Annotated in this window: 18 protein-coding genes; 13 read left to right on the top strand and 5 right to left on the bottom strand. The window is 70.2% G+C overall.

All coding sequences use genetic code 11. The annotated features are described in order from the left end of the window. Positions 1 to 17: 17 nt before the first annotated feature. The 4 genes from H6726_13020 to hemL all read right to left on the bottom strand — a co-directional run bounded on the left by H6726_13020 (position 18) and on the right by hemL (position 3,678). Positions 18 to 905: a DUF58 domain-containing protein gene (locus H6726_13020; protein MCB9658563.1), complete on the bottom strand. Its 888-nt coding sequence runs from the start codon at positions 903 to 905 to the stop codon at positions 18 to 20. Between the two features lies 1 nt (position 906). Further along, complete coding sequence (locus H6726_13015; GenBank protein ID MCB9658562.1) at positions 907 to 1,932, bottom strand: MoxR family ATPase; 1,026 nt, start codon at positions 1,930 to 1,932, stop codon at positions 907 to 909. A 151-nt stretch (positions 1,933 to 2,083) separates the two neighbouring features. Further along, positions 2,084 to 2,359 carry a hypothetical protein gene (locus tag H6726_13010; GenBank protein MCB9658561.1) on the bottom strand — a complete coding sequence of 92 codons (276 nt, stop codon included), beginning with the start codon at positions 2,357 to 2,359 and terminating at the stop codon, positions 2,084 to 2,086. 14 nt (positions 2,360 to 2,373) lie between these two features. Then, positions 2,374 to 3,678, bottom strand: coding sequence for a glutamate-1-semialdehyde 2,1-aminomutase (gene hemL / locus H6726_13005; protein ID MCB9658560.1), 1,305 nt, complete (start codon positions 3,676 to 3,678; stop codon positions 2,374 to 2,376). Positions 3,679 to 3,868: 190 nt separating this feature from the next. Here hemL and H6726_13000 point away from each other — a divergent pair, with 190 nt between their 5' ends. The 5 genes from H6726_13000 (at position 3,869) to H6726_12980 (ending at position 6,560) form a co-directional block, all read left to right on the top strand. Next, entirely contained in the window at positions 3,869 to 4,213 is a 345-nt protein-coding gene (locus tag H6726_13000; protein ID MCB9658559.1) for an AtpZ/AtpI family protein, read from the top strand. 6 nt (positions 4,214 to 4,219) lie between these two features. Continuing rightward, entirely contained in the window at positions 4,220 to 4,618 is a 399-nt protein-coding gene (locus H6726_12995) for an ATP synthase subunit I (GenBank protein ID MCB9658558.1), read from the top strand. 3 nt (positions 4,619 to 4,621) lie between these two features. Next, positions 4,622 to 5,380, top strand: a complete 759-nt coding sequence (gene atpB, locus H6726_12990) for a F0F1 ATP synthase subunit A (GenBank protein MCB9658557.1) — start codon at positions 4,622 to 4,624, stop codon at positions 5,378 to 5,380. A 109-nt stretch (positions 5,381 to 5,489) separates the two neighbouring features. After that, positions 5,490 to 5,804 (top strand): ATP synthase F0 subunit C, encoded by a 315-nt coding sequence (gene atpE, locus H6726_12985; GenBank protein ID MCB9658556.1) that lies wholly within the window; start codon positions 5,490 to 5,492, stop codon positions 5,802 to 5,804. Positions 5,805 to 6,032: 228 nt separating this feature from the next. Then, on the top strand, positions 6,033 to 6,560 hold the full coding sequence (locus tag H6726_12980; GenBank protein MCB9658555.1) for a cytochrome c maturation protein CcmE: 528 nt from the start codon (positions 6,033 to 6,035) through the stop codon (positions 6,558 to 6,560). 120 nt (positions 6,561 to 6,680) lie between these two features. Here the strand turns inward: H6726_12980 and H6726_12975 are convergent, their stop codons facing one another. Further along, positions 6,681 to 7,940 (bottom strand): histidine--tRNA ligase, encoded by a 1,260-nt coding sequence (locus tag H6726_12975; protein ID MCB9658554.1) that lies wholly within the window; start codon positions 7,938 to 7,940, stop codon positions 6,681 to 6,683. 116 nt (positions 7,941 to 8,056) lie between these two features. Between H6726_12975 and H6726_12970 the strand changes: the two genes are divergently transcribed. The 8 genes from H6726_12970 to H6726_12935 all read left to right on the top strand — a co-directional run bounded on the left by H6726_12970 (position 8,057) and on the right by H6726_12935 (position 18,522). After that, entirely contained in the window at positions 8,057 to 10,777 is a 2,721-nt protein-coding gene (locus H6726_12970) for a hypothetical protein (protein MCB9658553.1), read from the top strand. Between the two features lie 10 nt (positions 10,778 to 10,787). After that, on the top strand, positions 10,788 to 11,930 hold the full coding sequence (locus tag H6726_12965; protein ID MCB9658552.1) for a hypothetical protein: 1,143 nt from the start codon (positions 10,788 to 10,790) through the stop codon (positions 11,928 to 11,930). Between the two features lie 121 nt (positions 11,931 to 12,051). Then, positions 12,052 to 12,624 (top strand): RNA polymerase sigma factor, encoded by a 573-nt coding sequence (locus H6726_12960; protein ID MCB9658551.1) that lies wholly within the window; start codon positions 12,052 to 12,054, stop codon positions 12,622 to 12,624. Next, on the top strand, positions 12,621 to 13,877 hold the full coding sequence (locus H6726_12955) for a FecR domain-containing protein (GenBank protein MCB9658550.1): 1,257 nt from the start codon (positions 12,621 to 12,623) through the stop codon (positions 13,875 to 13,877). Before H6726_12960 ends, H6726_12955 begins: the two co-directional genes overlap by 4 nt. Then, entirely contained in the window at positions 13,877 to 14,914 is a 1,038-nt protein-coding gene (locus H6726_12950; protein MCB9658549.1) for a hypothetical protein, read from the top strand. The genes H6726_12955 and H6726_12950 overlap by 1 nt, the downstream gene beginning before the upstream one ends. Before the next feature lie 58 nt (positions 14,915 to 14,972). After that, entirely contained in the window at positions 14,973 to 16,949 is a 1,977-nt protein-coding gene (locus H6726_12945) for a hypothetical protein (GenBank protein MCB9658548.1), read from the top strand. A 48-nt stretch (positions 16,950 to 16,997) separates the two neighbouring features. Further along, a complete protein-coding gene (locus tag H6726_12940) occupies positions 16,998 to 17,693 on the top strand; it encodes a VIT family protein (protein MCB9658547.1) in 696 nt (231 codons plus the stop codon). Positions 17,694 to 17,802: 109 nt separating this feature from the next. After that, entirely contained in the window at positions 17,803 to 18,522 is a 720-nt protein-coding gene (locus H6726_12935; GenBank protein MCB9658546.1) for a glycosyltransferase, read from the top strand. Position 18,523: the final 1 nt, after the last annotated feature.

The following is an 18,523-nucleotide window of genomic DNA, read 5'->3' as shown; positions in this document are numbered from 1 at the left end:
CCGGCCCCGCGACCTGGTCACCGGAACCCCATCATGCGCTTCTGCCGAAAGCGAAAGAACTCGGCGATGGGCCGCACGTAGTCCTCGTCCGTGTGCACCGTCAGGTGGTCCACACGCAGCTTGCGGAACAGCCGCTCCCGCAGCGCGCGCTGCCGCAGCACCTCGTGCGCGAAGGCCTGCCGCACGCGCGGGTCGCCCGTGTCCACCTCGACCAGCTCACCGCTCTCGAGGTCTTCCACCAGCGCGAGCCCCACGTCCGGGAGGTTCTCTTCACGCGGGTCCACCACCTGCACGGGGATCAGGTCGTGGCGCTTGGCCGCGACCCGCAGCTGCTTCTCGTAGTCGTCCGCGATGAAGTCGCTCAGCAAGAACGCTACCGAGCGGCGCTTGCGCAGGCCTCCGAGCATGTCCAGCGCGGAAGCGAGGTCGGTGCCGGTGCCCGCGGGGGAGGCGTTGAGGATCTCCGTCACCACGCGCATCACGTGCCCGCGCCCCTTCTTGGGCGGCACGAAGCGCTCCACGCGGTCGGTGAACAGGATGAGCCCCACGCGGTCGTTGTTCTTGATGGCGCTGAAGGCCAAGAGCGCCGCGATCTCGGCCACGGTCTCGATCTTGGGCTTGCCGACGCTGCCGAACTTCTCGGAGGCCGAGAGATCGACCAAGAGCATGACCGTCATCTCGCGCTCTTCCGTGAACATCTTCACGTAGGCGTCGTTCATGCGGGCGCTGACGTTCCAGTCGATGAAGCGCACGTCGTCGCCCGGCTGGTACTGGCGCACCTCGCTGAAGGCCATGCCGCGGCCCTTGAAGACGGAGTGGTAGCTCCCCGCGAGCTGATCGTTGGCCAGGCGCGCGGTGTGGATCTCGATCTTCCGGAGCTTCTTGACGAGCTCGCGCGAGATCATCTCAGGGGACCTCCACCGCCTCGAAGATGCGCCGGACGATGTCGTCGCTGCTGATCTCCTCGGCCTCGGCCTCGTAGGTGCGGATGATGCGGTGCCGGAGCACGTCGGGCCCGATGGCCTTGATGTCCTCGGGGGTCACGTAGCCGCGGTGGCTCACGAACGCGTGCGCACGCGCCGCGATGTTGAGCCAGATGCTGGCGCGCGGGCTGCCGCCGTGGGCGATCATGTCTCGCATGTCCTTGAGCCCGGCTCCGGCCGGGTTGCGGGTCGCCTGCACCACGGAGATGATGTAGTCCTTGATCTTGTCGTCCATGTAGACGTGCCCGATGCAGCGCCGCGCCTCGATCAGCTGCTCGGTCGATGCGACCCGCTGGACGTCCATCGTATTGGGTCTTCCGTCGCCCTCCTTGGGCCCCTCCAGCGTGTGCTGGGCGATGCGCTCCATGATGGTGCGCTCCTGCTCCGCGGTGGGGTAACCGACACGCACGTGCATCATGAAGCGGTCCACCTGCGCCTCGGCGAGCGGGTACGTGCCCTCCTGCTCCACCGGGTTCTGCGTGGCCATCACCATGAACGGCTCCGGCAGCTTGTACGTGGTGTCGCCGATGGTGACCTGCTTCTCCTGCATGGCCTCGAGCAGCGCGCTCTGCACCTTGGCCGGGGCGCGGTTGATCTCGTCGGCCAGCACCAGGTTGGCGAAGATGGGCCCCTGCTTGGCCGTGAAGTCGCCGCTCTGCTGGTTGTAGAGCACCGTGCCCACCACGTCGGCGGGGAGCAGGTCCGGCGTGAACTGGATGCGCGAGAACTCGGCCGCGACGGTCTTGCAGATGGTGTTGACGGTCAGGGTCTTGGCCAAGCCAGGCACGCCCTCGAGCAGCACGTGACCGCCCGTGAGGAGCCCGATGAGCACGCGCTGCACCATCTCCTCTTGTCCTACGATGACCTTCTTCACCTCGTGCAGGAGTGGGTCGATGAAGGCGCTCTCGCGCTGGACCATGTCGTTGATGGCGCGGACGTCGATGCTCATGAGGGACCACCCTGGGGAAACGAAGGAAGTGCGAGCGAAAGAACAGCGGGCGGCGGTACTAGCACGCCGCCATCGGCCCCTTCAACCGCTGGAACGCTGGATTATTCGGGGCGCGCCGGGACCCGCGGGAGGAGAGCGGAGATGGAGGCCGTCAGCCGGGTGCGTGGGTGATGGACACAGCCGCGAGTTGACCCGCGAAGAGCGCGAGCTCCCCGTACGTCCCACCACCGCCCGCGGCGAAGCGCGGCACCGCGAAGAGCGGGGCTTCTCCGGTGCGCTCGGCGACGGCTTCGCGGAGCTTGCCGTAGAGCGCGACGACCTGCGCTGGCGCGTCGAGGGCGGGCGTCTGGCTGGCGATGACGAGGAGATCGTCCGCGAGGCGTTCACAGCGGCGGGCGAGCGGGGGGACGTCTTGCTCGGAGGACATCGCGCGAGGCTACCTCATTCCGAGGCGCTTTGCGCGCGCACCGCCTTGAACGCCTGCTGCGCCGCGCGGAGCGTGGTCGCGAGCACCTCCGCATCGTGCGCCGTGGACACGAACGCGGCCTCGAACTGGCTCGGGGGCCAGTAGACGCCGTGAGCCAAGAGGCTGGCGTGGAAGGCCCCGAACGCGCGTCGGTCGCAGCGGTCGGCGCTGGGCCAGTCGCGCACGGGCGCGTCCGTGAAGAACACGGTCAGCATGGAGCCCACGCGCTGCACCCGTGCGACCACGCCAGCGTCGGCGGCCGCCTGCACCAGACCCGCTTCGAGGGACGCGGAAGCTGCCTCGAGGCCCTCGTATAGCCCCGGTTCGCGCAGCAGCCCCAACGTGGTGAGCCCCGCCGCCACGGCCAGCGGGTTCCCGCTGAGCGTGCCCGCCTGATACACGGGGCCGAGCGGGGCGATCTTCGACATGATCTCACGCCGCCCGCCGTAGGCGCCCACGGGGAGGCCGCCCCCGACGATCTTGCCCAGGCACGTCAGGTCCGGCGTGATGCCGTACAGAGCCTGGGCGCCACCGCGTGCCACGCGGAAGCCCGTCATGACCTCGTCGAAGATCAGGAGCGCCCCGTGCTCCAGCGTCTCGGTGCGCAGCGCCGCGAGCCACTCGGGATCCGGGGGCACGCAGCCCATGTTGCCCGCCACGGGCTCGATGATGACGGCCGCGATCTGCGCTCCCTCGGCGGCGAACAGGGCGCGCAGCCCGTCCACGTCGTTGTACTCCACGAGCCTGGTCGTGGCGGCGATCGACGCGGGGACGCCACCGCTGTCGGGCTCCCCCAACGTCGCCAAGCCGCTCCCGGCCTTGACGAGGAGGTAGTCCGCGCCGCCGTGATACCCGCCCACGCACTTCACGACGAGATCGCGCCCCGTGAACCCGCGAGCCACGCGCAGGGCCCCCATCGTGGCCTCCGTCCCGCTCGACACGAGCCGCGTCATCTCCATCGACGGGAACGCGTCGGCGATGGCCTCGGCCATGTCCGTCTCCCCGGCAGTCGGGGCCCCGTAGCTGCATCCGAGGGTCGCAGCCTCCTGGATGGCCGTGACCACGTCGGGCTGGGCGTGGCCCAGGATCATGGGTCCCCAGGAGCCCACGTAGTCCACGTACGCCGTTCCGTCCGCGCCATAAAGGAAGGGGCCGTTGGCGCGCTGGACGAACACGGGCTCACCGCCCACCGCACGGAACGCGCGGACAGGGGAGTTGACCCCCCCGGGGATGCGTTGCTGAGCGGCGGCGAACAGGGCCTTGGAGGTGGCGTCGGTCATGGCGCGCAGCGTGTCCTCGCGGCGGGCACCCGGTCAACCCAGAAGCCCCCACGAATCAGGTGTATTGCAGCGTTCCTGCGAGGTGCCGACCAGCCTTGACCCCCCCTAGGGTGCGTGCTAGATGCCGGCCGCGTTCGCACGGGGTCCCGTGCCAGCGCAGCTTTGAAAGGAACGGTGCGAAGTGCCCTCGATGTTTCTGGGTCCAGAAGGCCGGAAGCAGCTGAAGGCCCTCGGTGACGTCTCCACCATCGGTATCGAGATGGCGGTGTCGGTCATCGTGGGACTGGTCGGGGGCCGCTGGTTGGACGACACGTTCGCCACCGGCCGAGTGTTCGAGATCATCGGGCTCCTCGCAGGTCTTGCCGCCGCCTTCCGAAGCCTCTACAGGGTCGCTCGCAAAGTAAAACAGCAGCTGGCAGTGACCGACCCGGGGGACGACCCCACACTCTCCAAGCCCGGCTCTTCCAAAGACTCCTCCGAGTCTCCCGCCACCCCCCCGCCTACCTCCCGCCCCTCTTCGCCGAAGCGCCCCTAGCTCCCCATGAACGCCCTCCTCCGCACGACCACCCACACGACGCTCGGCTTCGCTGCCGTGCTCGTGCTGCTGTCGTTCGCGGCCATCGGCGTCCCCACGGGCATCGGCGCCCTGGTCGGCTCGGCGGTCGCGGTGGCCAACTGGTTCCTGCTGCGCGTGAGCCTCGCCAAGCTGGTCGAGGCCCGCGTCGAGCAGCGCGGCGGGATCACCCTTCTTCTTTGCCTGAAGCTCGGATTGACCGGGGTCGTCGCGTTCATCGCGATCCGTCGCCTCCACGTCGATCCGCTGGGCTTCATGATCGGCTTCGGTGCCCTCGTCCTGGGCATCCTGACGGCCTCCATCCTCTTCAGCGCCGAGGCGGCGTCCGCAGACCCTGCGGCCGAGGCCCCCGGCGAGGAGTTCTGAGCGATGCCTCACGGTGAATCGTGGTTCAGCTTGCTTCCCGGATACGCGCACTGGCTGAGTGACGCCCGGCACAGTCACGGCGCGACGTGGATCGCGCACGGCGACGTGGGCATCCAGCACATCCTGCACTGGATCTTCCTCATCGTGGTGCTGGCCGTGGTCGGCCTGCTGGTGCGCTCGAAGGTGGCCGACACCCAGGCTGCCATCCTGCCGGACGGGCACTTCTCCCTGCGCACCCTGATCGAGGGCTTCGCGGGCCAGGTCTACGGCACGCTCGTCGACATGATGGGCAAGAAGGCCGCCAAGTTCTTCCTGCCGCTCATCGGCACCTGCGCGTTCATGATCTTCTTCTCGAACGCGTTCGGCCTCCTGCCCGGCTTCCAGCCCCCCACGTCGAACCTCAACACCACCATGTCCATGGCGCTGGTGATCTTCTTCGCCACGCACATCTTCGGCGTGAAGGAGAACGGCCTCGGGTACTTCAAGCACTTCCTCGGGCCCTTCCTGCCCCTGGCGCCACTGATGCTCCCCATCGAGCTCATCAGCCACATCGCGCGCCCCATCACCCTGGCCGTTCGCCTCATGGCGAACATGACGGCTGACCACTTGGTGCTCGCCATCTTCCTGACGCTGGCGCCGTGGTTCATCCCCCTTCCGCTTCCCCTCTACTTCCTCGGCTGCATCGTCGTGGTGGTTCAGACCATGGTCTTCTGCTTGTTGTCCACGGTCTACATCTCCATGGCCATCGCGCACGACCACTGATCCCTCTCCCAACCCCAAACCCACAGATTCTGCTTTCTCTCCCCTCGATTAACCCTGGGTGGCCGGAGCGCCGCCAAAAACCTCGAGAGAAAGCCTAGGAGGCACTCCAATGAAGAAGACGGCACTTCGACTCGTTTCCCTGCTCACCCCCCTCTTCGTCACGGCCACCGCGTTCGCGCAGGACGCCGCCGGCGGCGTGGACAAGTCCTCCCTGGCGTTCGCCGCGGGTGGCGCCATCGGCGTCGCCGCGTTCGGTGGCGCGCTCGGCCAGGGCAAGGCCGCTGCGGCTGCGCTCGAGGGCATCGCGCGTAACCCCAACGCGTCCGACAAGCTCTTCACGCCGATGATCCTCGGCCTCGCGCTCATCGAGTCGCTCGTCATCTACGCGCTCGTCATCGCGTACATGCTTCAGGACAAGATCTGAGCAAGCCCCGCGTTCGCGCGGAACCATGATGCAACGCCGGCCCCTGGGTCGGCGTTCGTCGTTTCAGCGCCCTGAGCTGGAGGGCTGCGCCAGCCCTCCAGGGTTGGTGCTCGTCGTGTGGGGTGCCTACATCAGCCCCTCCGCGGCCAGCGCGGACACGAGCGCAGGGGCCACGAGCCACGCGCCAACCCTGGCACGCGAGGGAAGACGCCCCCATACTCCGGTGAGATGAGCGCCCCCACTGACACGCCCAGCCTCGAACCAGCCGACTCGTCCGTCGGCGATCTCCCGATCGAGGCCGGCGCCCCCGCACACGCTGCGCGCGAGAGCTCGGGCGGCCTCGGATCCGGCCCGAAGATCATCGCGGTGTTCGCGCTGCTGGGCGCGGCCATGCTGGTGCTCGCCTTCGGACAAGCGTCCGAGGTGGCCACCTACTCGGTGACGGTGGGTGAGGCCCTCGCCCACGCGCAGGGCGATCGCCGCATCCGCGTGGAGGGCGATCTGCGCCACGGCTCCATCCAGTTCCGCGAGTCTCCCTGCGAGTGGCGCTTCACCATCGAGCGCGACGGCCACGAGATGCCCGTCCAGTTCCCCCGCTGCGTGGTGCCCGACACCTTCCGCGACGACTACGACATCCAGGTCGTCGTCGAGGGGCGCGTCGACGAGCACGGCACCTTCCTGGCGGACCAGATCATCCCGCGCTGCCCGTCCAAGTACGAAGAGCAGGCGGCGCAGCTGCGCACGGCGGGTTCTTGAGCTGTCGCGACTCCGGCGGGGTGCGCTGGGGTACTGCGGCTGGAAGAGGCGGTCTCGGGAGCGCCGAATATCCCCGATTTGGTCGGCTCGCCGAACTGGAGAGGCTGTCTCGGGGTGCCCCTACTGAAGCGCCGCCTTGATCGCTGCGGCGACCTCGCCCGCGGGTAGCTCGGTCTGGGTGGAGGCGCGCAGGTCCTTGACCTGCACGGTCCCCGCCGCGACCTCGCTCTCACCCAGCACCAGCGCGAAGCGCGAGCCCAGCGAATCCGAACGGCGCATCTGGCTCTTGAGCGACTGACCGCGCAGGTCGTTCTCGACGCGCAGCCCCGCCGCGCGCAGCTGCTTGCCGAGCAGGAGCGCAGCCGTGCGCTGCTCTGGACGAAGCGCGACGATGAACGCATCCGGGGCGGGCGCGCTCGGCTTCTCTGGCATCGCCAGGAGCAGGCGCTCAACGCCCATGCCGAGACCCAAGGCGGGCACGTCCGGGCCGCCCATGCTCTTGACCATGCCGTCGTACCGGCCTCCGCCCAAGAGCGTGTTCTGCGCGCCGAGATCTCCACCCAACCCACGCACCTCGAAGATCGTGCGTGTGTAGTAGTCGAGCCCGCGCACCACGGACGCGTCCACGACGTAGGGCGTCCCCAGCGCGTCGAGCGCTGCCTTCAAGCCGTCGAAGTGCTCGCGGTCTGCGTCGTCGAGGTGATCCAACAGAGAAGGCGCGAGCGCCGCGATGGCGGCACACGCCGGCACCTTGCAGTCCAGGACCCGCAGCGGGTTGCGCTCCATGCGCCGCTGACAGTCCGCGCACAGCTCCGCGCGCCGCGGCTCGAGATAGGCGAGCAGCGCCTCGCGATACGCCGCCCGGCTCGCCCCGCTCCCGAGGGAGTTCACGCGCACCTCCACGTCCGTGATACCGACCGCTGCCAGGAAGGACACGGCCATGTCGATCATCTCGGCGTCGACGAACGGACCCGGGTCGCCATACACCTCGAGGCCCATCTGATGGAACTGCCGCAAGCGGCCCTTGGCCGGACGTTCGCGTCGGTACATCGGCCCGATGTAGAACCACTTGGTGATGGGGCTCTGCGCGTGGACCGAGTGCTGCACGAACGCGCGCACGGCCGACGCAGTTCCTTCGGGGCGCAGGGAGAGCTGCTTCTCACCTTGGTCTTCGAAGGTGTACATCTCCTTCTCGACGATGTCCGTCGTGTCGCCGATGGAGCGCACGAAGAGCGCTGTCGGCTCGAGCAACGGAGTGCGTACCTCCCCGTAGCCATGCGCCGCCGCCACCGCACGGAAGGTCTCCTCCAGGTGCCGGAAGGCCGAGACCTCAGCGGGAAGGATGTCATTCATGCCCTTGACGGAACGCAGCGTGCTCATGGTCGGGACCTCATAGCGCAACCCTCGTCCCCACGCGACCTTCGGCAAGCCCCGCTCCCATGACGACGTGCACCCCCGGTCGACGATAGCCGTAACATCTGTACACTGCCTGCGTGATGACCGTCCCCCCCCTCCTCCGACCTCGCGCTCGGTCGCGTTCGCTCGTTCTACTGGTCGCGCTCGCGAGCTGCTCCTCTCCCGCGGGCACCCCCCTCGGAGGCCCCGCCCCCGTCGCCTACGCCGGCAAGGCGCAGCCGCCAGCCATCCTGCGGGACGTGTCGATGGTCGACGACGACAACCAGTGGAACAACCCGTTCGTCCCCGGACTACGCACCACCATGGACGGGCGCGTCGCGCTGCGCGTGCAAGGAGGACCCTCGACGCTCTCCTTCTACCTGTTCCGGCCCGAGTCACTGGACGAACCCATCCTGACGAGCCCGGCGGGCGCGCACTTGCTGGCGGACACGACCCCCGTGCAGGTCGTCCTCCCACCCGCGGCCGAACCGAACCTGCTACGCGTCGGACACCACGCCATCTGCGACCCGACCCAGGAGTTCCCCGTGGACGGCGAGCAGCCCAACCCCTATGCGTGTGGCGCAGACCTCGCCAACGACTGCTACGACATCACGGTCATCAGCTCCATCTCGCAGTCCTTCCGCGCGGTGCGCATGTGGGGCACGCCGGTCACCGTCGAGGTGGCCTCTCCGAAGACCCGGGACGCGAACATCGTGCGCGTCGAGCTGGGCGCGTCCGTCCAGGGTGTCGAGATCTCCCTCTCGCCCGAGTTCGCAGAGGTCGCCGTGACCAATGACGGTCGGCTCCTGACGGGCCGGGTCGGCGGTGCGGCGCGCTACTGGACGAACCCCAACACGGGAGAGGAGCTGCTCCGCAGCTACGACCTCATGTACTCGGTGCTGCCCAGCGGCGCAGACCCCTGCGACATCACCGCATGGACCGACTTTCACCCGATGAGCCACGCCCCATTCGACCCGAACATGCGCCACTACGGCCTGGCCGCGTACCCTTTCCGCGACACCGAGGGGCGCCTGATCGGCGACGGCGAGGACATGGGCGGCAGCTACCCTTGGGTGGACCGCGAGGGGTCGAACATGTTCATGACCGGCGTGCCCGGCTACATCACGGAGCAGTCCGAGGAGGACTTCCCACGGCGCTGTGTGGTGGAGGGATGTGAGCAGTTCACGTACGCGATGGACTTCGACCGCGGCTTCCTCGTGGCGGGCCTCTGGACACACGGCAAGCTGGTGCACCTGGACGCACGCATCAACAACGTGGACTGGTCCGTGGGTTCGCGACCCGACGCTCACTACCTCGTGGATCTCTACGAGGACGAGCAGGGGGACCCCGTGGCGGTGCGCTTCGGCGCCGGGCGCGGCCTCGGGACCAGCGCGCCAGGCTACCCAGGCAACGAGAACATCCTGGACTCGCTCCAGAACATGCTCAATCACCACCCCGCCGCGCGGCCCGTCACGCCACGTGACGTGGTGTGGGTCATGAGCAGCGGCGTGGCCACCGACGAGGTGGTGTTCGACGACTTCCTCGACCCGCGGGCCTTCATCGTGTCGAACATGCAGGCCAGCGTCACCCAGCTGCTGGACTATCGCGGGTTCTCCACGGGGGTGCCCGTGCACTGGAACGGCCAGCACCGCGACATCGGCGTCAACCTGGGGATCAGCAACCAGCGCTCGTATCGCCTGGACCACGCGGTGGACGAGGACGTCCACATCCAGAACGCCGCCACGTCGCTCGGCTTCCAGGTGCCGCCCTACGGTCTCGTGGAGGCCGGGACGGGCCGAACCGAACCCGTGGCGCTCGGGGGGTTCTACGGGCGTGGCTTCTGGCTCGATGGGACCAACCGCATCGCCTACGAAGTGCCCGCCCAAGCCGAACCCCTCGAGAGCGACTGGTACATCGGACTCTTCGTGGACGTGCGCAGCGCGGACGGGGCCACGCGCTCGCTGCTCTCCTTCCCCGACGGTAGCTCGGTGCGCCTGGTCGACCGGGACACGCTGCAGTACGTCCGCGACGAGCGCGTCATGCACGCGGTGACCCTCCCCGAGAGCTCGGCGGGCTGGGTCCACCTCGGCTGGAACGTCCGTGACCGCAACCGTGAGCTGACGCTGCTGGTGGACGGCTTCCCCTTCGACCGCTTCGACTCCGGGCGCCCGTTCTTCCTGCTGCCAGAAGGCACGCTCGCGCTCGGGCGTGGGCCGGACCGCCTCGCTGGCGACGCCGACGCGGGTGTCCGCGGCTGGGTGGACGACTTCAAGGTGCTGGCCCACGACGTGGACCTCGAGATCGCGTGCAACCACGCTGGCGGGACGCTCGTCGCGCTCAGCGGCGACGCGCTCGCGAGCACGGCGGCCATCTATCCGGAGTGGGCGCACGCCGAGGTCGCCCAAGGCGTGGGCCGCGAGGCCGGCGGGCGCTACGCGTGCTTCCACGACTACAGCGCCGACAACGCGGCCACGTTGGCCAACATCCCAGCAGGGGCCGAGTCGCTGCGCAACACCATCATCTTCCCCGAGGGCCCGCTACGCGCGGGCGTCCCTCGTCCGGACTCGTCGGACAACGCCTTCTGCCTCAGCTGCCACTCGTCGTCGGGCGTCGGACCGATGGGGCTCGAGGCCCTGGCGCTGCACCCTGGCGTGAACCTCGAGGACGACCCACGGAGGCAGCCACACCAGCCCCCGCGACGGGTCTTCGGCAACATCCCGGGGGGTTGGATCCCTGCCGGCGAAGGCGAGGGGAGCCCCGACGAACCGATGCGCGCGCCGCCTGAAGGGGTGCTCATCGACCGCTGGGTGCTCGCCCACTGAGCCGCCGCAAATGCGACACAACGCCGACGAAGATCCCATGGACCACAGCAACCCGACGACCTCGCGCCCTACCCCTCGCGTCTCCCTGCCGCTCCTCGGTCTCTGCGGCGCGCTCGCGCTCGCCGCCGGGGCCTGCGACGACGACTCAGTCACCGGCACGGCGCCCCCCATCATCGATCTGATGGCGACGGCGGGCGCGCTCCAGGAGAGCACGACGTACACGGTCCCTGGGACGGGGGAGGAGCGCACCCTCCCACTGACCATCTGGTATCCGACCCTCGACACCAGCGGAACCACGACGCGCTTCAACCCCATCCAGCGTGATGGCCTCAGCTTCCTGAATGCCAGCGTGGCGGCCCCGCGGCGCCCAGCGCCGCTGATGGTGTACTCCCACGGTGACCGCGCCTGGGGCGGATCGGCGCACCGCCTGGCGCGGCAGTTCGTGAACAACGGGTGGATCGTCGTCGCTGCGGACCACATCGGGAGCACCCTCCTCGAGAACTACGATCCACGTCCGGGCGAGTACGAAATCGTGCGGGCGTACGACGTTCAAGCGGTGATCGACTACATGGAGAACCTCCCCCCGGAGCACCCGCTGCACGGACTGGTGCGCACGGACGAGGTCTACCTCACCGGCCACAGCTACGGGGGACGCACCGCCTGGCTCAGCAGCGGGGTCACGCTCGACATGGACGCCATCGCGGCGGACTGCGCGGGCTGCACCCAAGGCCAGCTGGACGCCTTCGCGTTGTACCGGCCAGACGAGCGCATCATCGCCATCGCCCCGTTCGCAGGCGACCTGCGCACCAACCGCGCCTCTGCGGCGGGCTACGCGACCGTGGAGATGCCCGTGCTCTTCATGACTGGCACCAACGACGGCGACGGTGGCATGCCGATGTTCGAGCGCGCCGCGCTGGCAGACGTGACCTGGATCCAGTTCCAAGGTGGCTGTCACGAGTCGTTCACCGGCACGCTGACATGCGACACGCTGGACCTCGACGCCAGCGTGGAGGCGACGGCAACGTACCTGATCGCGTTCGGGGAGGTGCACGTGCGCCACTCGTCGAACCCCGCCATGCAGGCGATCGTGGACGGCACCACGGAGGTGGCCAACTTCGCCACCTACCAGCACAGCCCCACGCGTCGCCCCTGACCGTATGGTCCCCGCACGGGGCCGGCCGTGGACGTCGCGGACGAATTCGTGAGCCGCTTTCCGCGGTAGAACCTACAAGCGCTCCGACAGGCCACACATGAGCGCAGCGGAGCAACGAACGGTGACGACCGAGGTCCTGAGACTCCCCGACCGCGAGACGGACGCCCAGCTGGTGCTGGCCGCCCAGGACGGGGACTCGGGGGCGAGCGCACAGCTCTTCCGCCGCCACGTGCGCGCCGCCTACGGGACAGCGTACCGGCTCATGGGTCGCGACCAGGACCTGGAAGACATCGTCCAGGAGAGCTTCACGAAGGCCTTGTCCACCATCGACCAGCTGCGGGACCCGCAAGCGTTCCGGCCTTGGCTGATGCGCATCGTCGTGGGGGTGGCCGTGGCGAACCTGCGACGGCGTCGACTGCTGGCTCGGCTCGGGATGCTACGTACGCGGGCGATCGCGCCGGACGAGCTCATCTCACCGAAGGCTCCGCCGGACGTGGTCGTCGAGCTGCGCGCCATCTACGGCCTGCTCGACCAGCTCCGCACGGATGAGCGCGTCGTGCTGGTCCTGCGGCGGGTGGAGGAGATGACGCTGCCAGAGATCGCGGCGTGCACTGGCAAGTCGTTGGCGACCGTCAAACGCCACCTGGCCCGCGCCGAGACACGACTCGCCGCTGCGCTGGAGGACCCGCGATGAAACATGCGCCCAACCGACACCCCGCTGCACACGTCGAGCCCGAGCTCTCGGAGGCGCGGGTCGAGCGCATGTGGCACGCGGTCTCGGCGCAGCTGGATGCGAGCGGGCAAGGCAGCGCGCGCGGCCATGAGCCCGCGACGCGGTGGCGGTGGCGGCTCCGGCCCTCGCTCACGCTGGTGCTGGGTCTCGCAGGCACGTGCGCTGCCGCCTGTGCTGTCTGGTGGAGCCGCGCGACGCCCACGTCGCCTGGCCCTGCGCCGGCGCTGGTGGCCACCACGGCTCAGGGGGAGTGGGTCGCGACGGCGGAGGTGGGGCGCGTGCTCCACTTCGACGACGGCTCGACGCTCACGCTCGGCCCTCGTACGCAGCTGCGGACGCTCGCCGTCTCCCGCGACGCGCTGCGCGTGCGCCTCGAACGGGGCGGCGTGTCCTGCGCGACGGGCGGGCGCTCGCAGGTCGTCGTCGAAGTCGCAAGCGCGGAGGTCGCGAGCGCGGCCATGGGCGCCGAGCCGTCGCCCGGCGCGACGCGCTTCCACGTCGGCCTCGACATCCCTGGGCGTGAAGGGCCGACGCTGACGGTCGGGGTCACGCGGGGCCGCGTCGAAGTGCGACACGACGGCGCCAACGCCACGCTGGGAGCAGGCGAGACTTGGACCCGAACCCACCGCGCCGCTTCGAGCGAGCCCGTCATGGAAGAAGGGCAGAGCGCCGACTCGCCGACCGAACATGCGAGCCGAGAAGCGACCTCACGGACGTTCCGCGCGCGCGCCGACATCGAGCGTGGCGAAGGGCCTCGGCCCGGTCGGCCGACACGCGAGCCCGCACGTCCGCGCAACGCAACGGAGGAGGGGAGCGCGGAGTCCGATGGCGCGACGCAGCTCTTCGAGGAGGCCTTGCGGGAGCGCCTCGCGCATCGCCCCGCCGAGGCAGCACGCGCCTACGCCGCCTTCGGGCGCGAGCACCCCACGGACCCTCGTGCGCCCCTGGCGGCCTTCGAGCTGGGGCGCCTCCGGCTATACCAGCTGGGCGACGCGCAGGGCGCGCTCCAAGCCCTGGACCAGGCGCTGGGAGGTGGTGGAGGCGGCTTCTTCGCCGAGGACGCCGCCGCGGCGCGCGTGGAGGCGCTCTCGCAGTTGGGCGACGCCGCTCGCTGCCGCGCTGCTCGGACGCGCTTCCTCGCCACCTACGCGACGAGCGTCCACCGCCAGCGCGTGAGCGCGCAGTGCGGCGCGTCCAGCGGGGACCGCCCCTGATGCGCGTCGCCCTGACCCTCCTCGCGTGGGGTGTGGGCCTGTCCTTCGCCCCCACGCTGGCGCGCGCACAGAGCCCCTGCCCCGCGTCGGATCGGCCCCTGGTATTGATGTCGGCCGACGTGTTGCCCCCCGACCAGGTCATCGCCGACGCGCTGCGCGACCACCTCACGGCAGAGCTGCAAGCGCGGGCCGTCGACCTGTGCGTGGCGGAGACCTCCGAGCGCACCGTCATCGCGCACGTGTTCCTGGGAGTCGCCCGCCACGCGGACGGACGGGTGGTGGCGACGATTCGGCTGGGCGACCACATCACCGACAAGCGCGTGGAGCGCGAGCTGGACCTCACCCAGATGCCGAGCGACGCTCGCCCGCTGGCTGTGGCCGTCGCCGCCGACGAGCTGCTGCGTGCGAGCTGGGCCGAGCTGGCCATCCTGGATGCGCCGCCGCTCGCGATGCCCGCGCCCGACGCGGTGCTCACGGCCCTGGCGGAGACCATGGGACCGCCGCCTCCGCCCCCACCTCCGCCCCCAGAACCGTGGACCGTCGAGCTGCACGCGTCCGTCGTTGGCCTGCGCTTCCGGCACCTGACCGCGCTCGGCCCGGAGGTCGGCGCCCAAGCCTGGGCGAGCCATCGTCTGGGCTTCTTTGCCCGGGCGCAGCTCCTGTCGGGCGCCCGCGAGGACGCGCCCACGGGCAGCGCACGGTCCACGCGGCGCGGAGCCCAGGTGGGCGCGGTCTACGCGCTCACCCCCCGCGACGCGCGCATCGGGTGTGCCCTCGAGGGTGGGCTCGGCCTCTTCCGCATGCGCTTCATTCCATCGGCCGACTTCGGCGCGCTCGAGGCGGCGTACCAGGACGTGAGCGTGGAGGCCGTGCTGGTCGCGCGCGCGTGGATCGACGTCGGTCCGCTGCGTCTGTCGCTGCGCGTCGGGGGCATCGCGGGGCTGCGCGCAGCGTCTGCCGTCGATGAGACCATGCGCGTGGTCTCCACCTACGGCGTGGGCGGCGAGCTGGCGCTCGGGCTCGGGCTGCGCTTCTGACCGAACGCCATCGCGAGACGCGTGAGCCGAATGGGCGCCGTCGAACTACCCAGTGCGTATGACACAGCCGAAGATCGCCGTGCCCCCTCGGGGCTCCGAGAGCTCCTCCCCACCACGCGCCAGCGGCCTCACCCCTTCATGGCGCTACGTGGCCGTCGTGTGCGCGGCATGGAGCGCACTGACCGCGGCGAGCGGCTGCGAGGGACGCCGCGAGGTGCTCACGACGCGGCCGCCGGGCGACACCGACGACGTGATGACCGTAGATGCAGAGGGCAACGTGATCCTTCACGTCCCCTACCGCGACGAGTACCCCGGCGCCGGGTCCGCCACCGTCGGGCGACACTGCGTCGCGCGCATCAACGCCTATCGCGCGCGCATCGGCCTCGATCCCTACCAGCGCAACGAAGACGGCGAGGCATGTGCCGCGCGCGAAGCGCGTGACGCGGTGCTGGCAGACGTCGCGCACGTGCTCGACTGCCCTGGCGCGCGCTCGCAGAGCGCCGGGGGCGGCTGGGGCCACCCGGTACGCAGCGCGCTCAGCCCTGAGCTGGACTACCGCGAGGGCCCCAGCGGCGGCCACTACCAGGGCATGCACCGCCCCGTGCCGCGCTCCGTGAGCTGCGGCTACTACCGCTCCAGCACGCTCGAGACGGACGAGGCCCGCGACAAGATCCTGTACGACTACTACAACGATCAGGATGCCATCCTGGGGCTCGCGCAGCCGGGCCCAGCGCTGGCGCCCCAGGGTTCGCTACGCGCCGTAGCGGTCGCCGCTGGCGGCCTGCATACCTGCGCAGTGCTGGAAGACGGCAGCGTCCGCTGCTGGGGCGCGCGTGACTGGGGACAGCTCGGAGACGGAGACTTCGCGCCGCGGGTGGGCGAGGTGGTCGATGGCGTGGACGCGCCGAGCACGGCCGTCCCCCTCGCGGGGCCGGCGACCGCCGTCGCGGCGGGCTACCTGCACTCGTGCGCCCTCCTGAGCACGGGCGAGGTCCAGTGCTGGGGCGCGGGCTTCAACGGTCAGATGGGCAACGGCGTGCTCAAGAGCGGTACCACGCCGCCCGCCGCGGCGACCCCGGGCCGCTGGGACTCGACGGCCTGGCAGGGTGTCGTGGAAGACGAGCGCTCCCTCTTCACCGAGCCCGAGTACGTGCTCTTGCAGGACGGCTCACGGCTCACGGGCGCAACGCGCATCGAGGCGGGGCACAGCGTGACGTGCGCGGACCGCGGAAACACAGGCGGCGTGTGCTGGGGCTGGCTGGAGCGCCCCGTGCGCGGGCAGCACTTCCCCGGAGCGGACGCGCCCGACTGGGTGGGTCCCAGCTCTGTGAACGACTACCCGGGGATCGACGTGGGCTACGCCGCGCCCATTCGTGGACTCGAGGCGGCGGTGGAGCTGTCGCCCGGGGGCATGCACACCTGCGGGCGCTTCGCCGACGGGCAGGTGCGCTGCGTGGGCCGTGAGATCCACGCGCAGGCAGGCGACGGCGTCAACGGAGGAGAGTCGGTGGACGCAGGCGCGTGGTGGCAGAAGGCGGACCAATACGCGCCGCAGTCGGCGGTGGGCCTGACCAACGCCACACAGGTGAGCGCAGGCGGCAGCCACACGTGCGTGCTCGCAGGCAACACGACCGTTCGGTGCTGGGGCAACAACAGCATGGGTCAGGCGGGCACCGCGAACGCCGGGGAGGCGGCCCTGACCGAGCCCCAGACGCTCACGCTGGACTTCGCTCCCGTGTACGTGGCGGCCGCTGGCGCGCACACCTGCGCCATCGACGACGGCGGAGGCGTGCATTGCTGGGGCAGCCCCTACTACGGCCAGCTGGGGAGCGGGGGCACCCTGCCGACCGCCCCAGGCACGCCTGTTCAGGTCAGTGGCCTCGGCGATGTGGTGGCCATCTCCTCGGGGTTCACGCACTCGTGCGCGCTCACGAGCGCAGGCCGCGTGCTGTGCTGGGGCTACAACGAGTACGGTCAGCTTGGTGCTGGCGACACACTGCACCGTTCGACGCCGGTAGCGCCCGTCGGGTTCTGAGCGCGCCGAGCGCCGGGACGCAGGCACCGAACCTGCTACCACTCGCGCATGAAGCCACACCGTGAGACGCATCGCGCGGAGCGGGCCAGCTGGCTCCGGGCCGCGGTGCTCGGGGCCAACGACGGTATCGTGTCCACGGCCAGCCTCGTGCTGGGGGTCGCCGCCTCCAACGCGAGCCCCGAGGCGGTGCTGACCGCGGGCCTCGCGGGTCTCGTCGGCGGCGCACTCTCCATGGCCGCGGGGGAGTACGTGTCGGTCAGCTCGCAACGCGACGTGGAGCAGGCGGACCTCGCGCGGGAGCGGCGCGAGCTCCACGAGCAGCCGGAGCACGAGCTGGTGGAGCTGACGGAGATCTACGCCAACATGGGTCTCGACCGCGCGCTCGCAGCCCGCGTCGCCCAGGCGCTGACCGAGCACGGCGACCCACTGCGCGTGCACGCGCGCGAGGAGCTGGGGCTGGATCCAGACGACCTCGCCCGCCCCGCCCGCGCGGCGCTGGTCTCCGCGCTGTCGTTCGCGCTGGGCGCCGCGCTGCCCCTCGCCGTCATGGCGCTGACCCCTGGAGACGCGCGCGCCGCCGTGACGCTGGCCTCCGCGCTCGTGACCCTCGGGGCGTTGGGCGCCGTCAGCGCTTGGCTGGGAGGCGCACCCATCCCCAGGGCCATTGCGCGCGTCGTCGTCGGAGGCGCGCTGGCCATGGGGCTCACGTCGCTGCTGGGCACGTGGTTCGGCGCCGTCGTGTAGCCCTTCGCGCCTGGACGCCGCGGTTCATGGCGACGCGTCGCATTCTGCCCCGGTTCCGCGCGTCGGGTGTTGACCCGCGCGCCACCGTGCGGAAGAGTGCCGGGCGCTCATGACGACCGACCCGCAGCCCCGCGTCTCCATCATCATCCCCGTGTACAACGAGGAGGCCATCCTCCAGACCGCGGTGGTGGACCTGATCGACCGCCTGCAGGCGTTCGACTGGACGTACGAGCTGTGCCTGGCCGAGAACGGCAGCACGGACCGCACGGTCGAAGTGGGCGAGGAGCTGGCGCGGCGTTTTCCGCAGGTCAGCATCCGCAGCGTGGGAGAGCCCAACTACGGCCTCGCCCTGCGCCGCGGCATCATCGCCGCCCGCGGCGAGTACGTCATCTGCGACGAGATCGACCTGTGTGACACGGACTTCTACCGGCGTGCGCTCGAGGCCCTCGAGACGAAGCAGGCGGACTTCGTGGTGGGATCGAAGGTCATGGCGGGCGCGAGCGACGAGCGCCCCTTGTTCCGGCGCCTCGGCACCGTCGTCATCAACGGGATGCTGCGCGTGGCCCTCGGCTTCCGCGGCACGGACACCCACGGGCTCAAGGCCTTCCGGCGCGCCTCCGTGGTCGACGTCGCCAACGCGTGCCTGGTCGACAAGGACCTCTTCGCCAGCGAGCTGGTCATCCGCGCCGAGCGCGGCGGCGTGCGCATGCTGGAGATCCCGGTGCGCGTGCTGGAGAAGCGCCCGCCGAGCATCGGCCTCACGCGCCGCGTGCCCAACGTCCTCAAGAACCTGGCGCGCCTGTTCATCGCCATCCGTATCCGCGGCTGAG

The organism is Sandaracinaceae bacterium (genome assembly GCA_020633055.1).
GTDB lineage: Bacteria > Myxococcota_A > Polyangia > Polyangiales > Houyiibacteriaceae > JADJJE01.
This window is presented reverse-complemented; position numbering and strand designations above follow the sequence as displayed.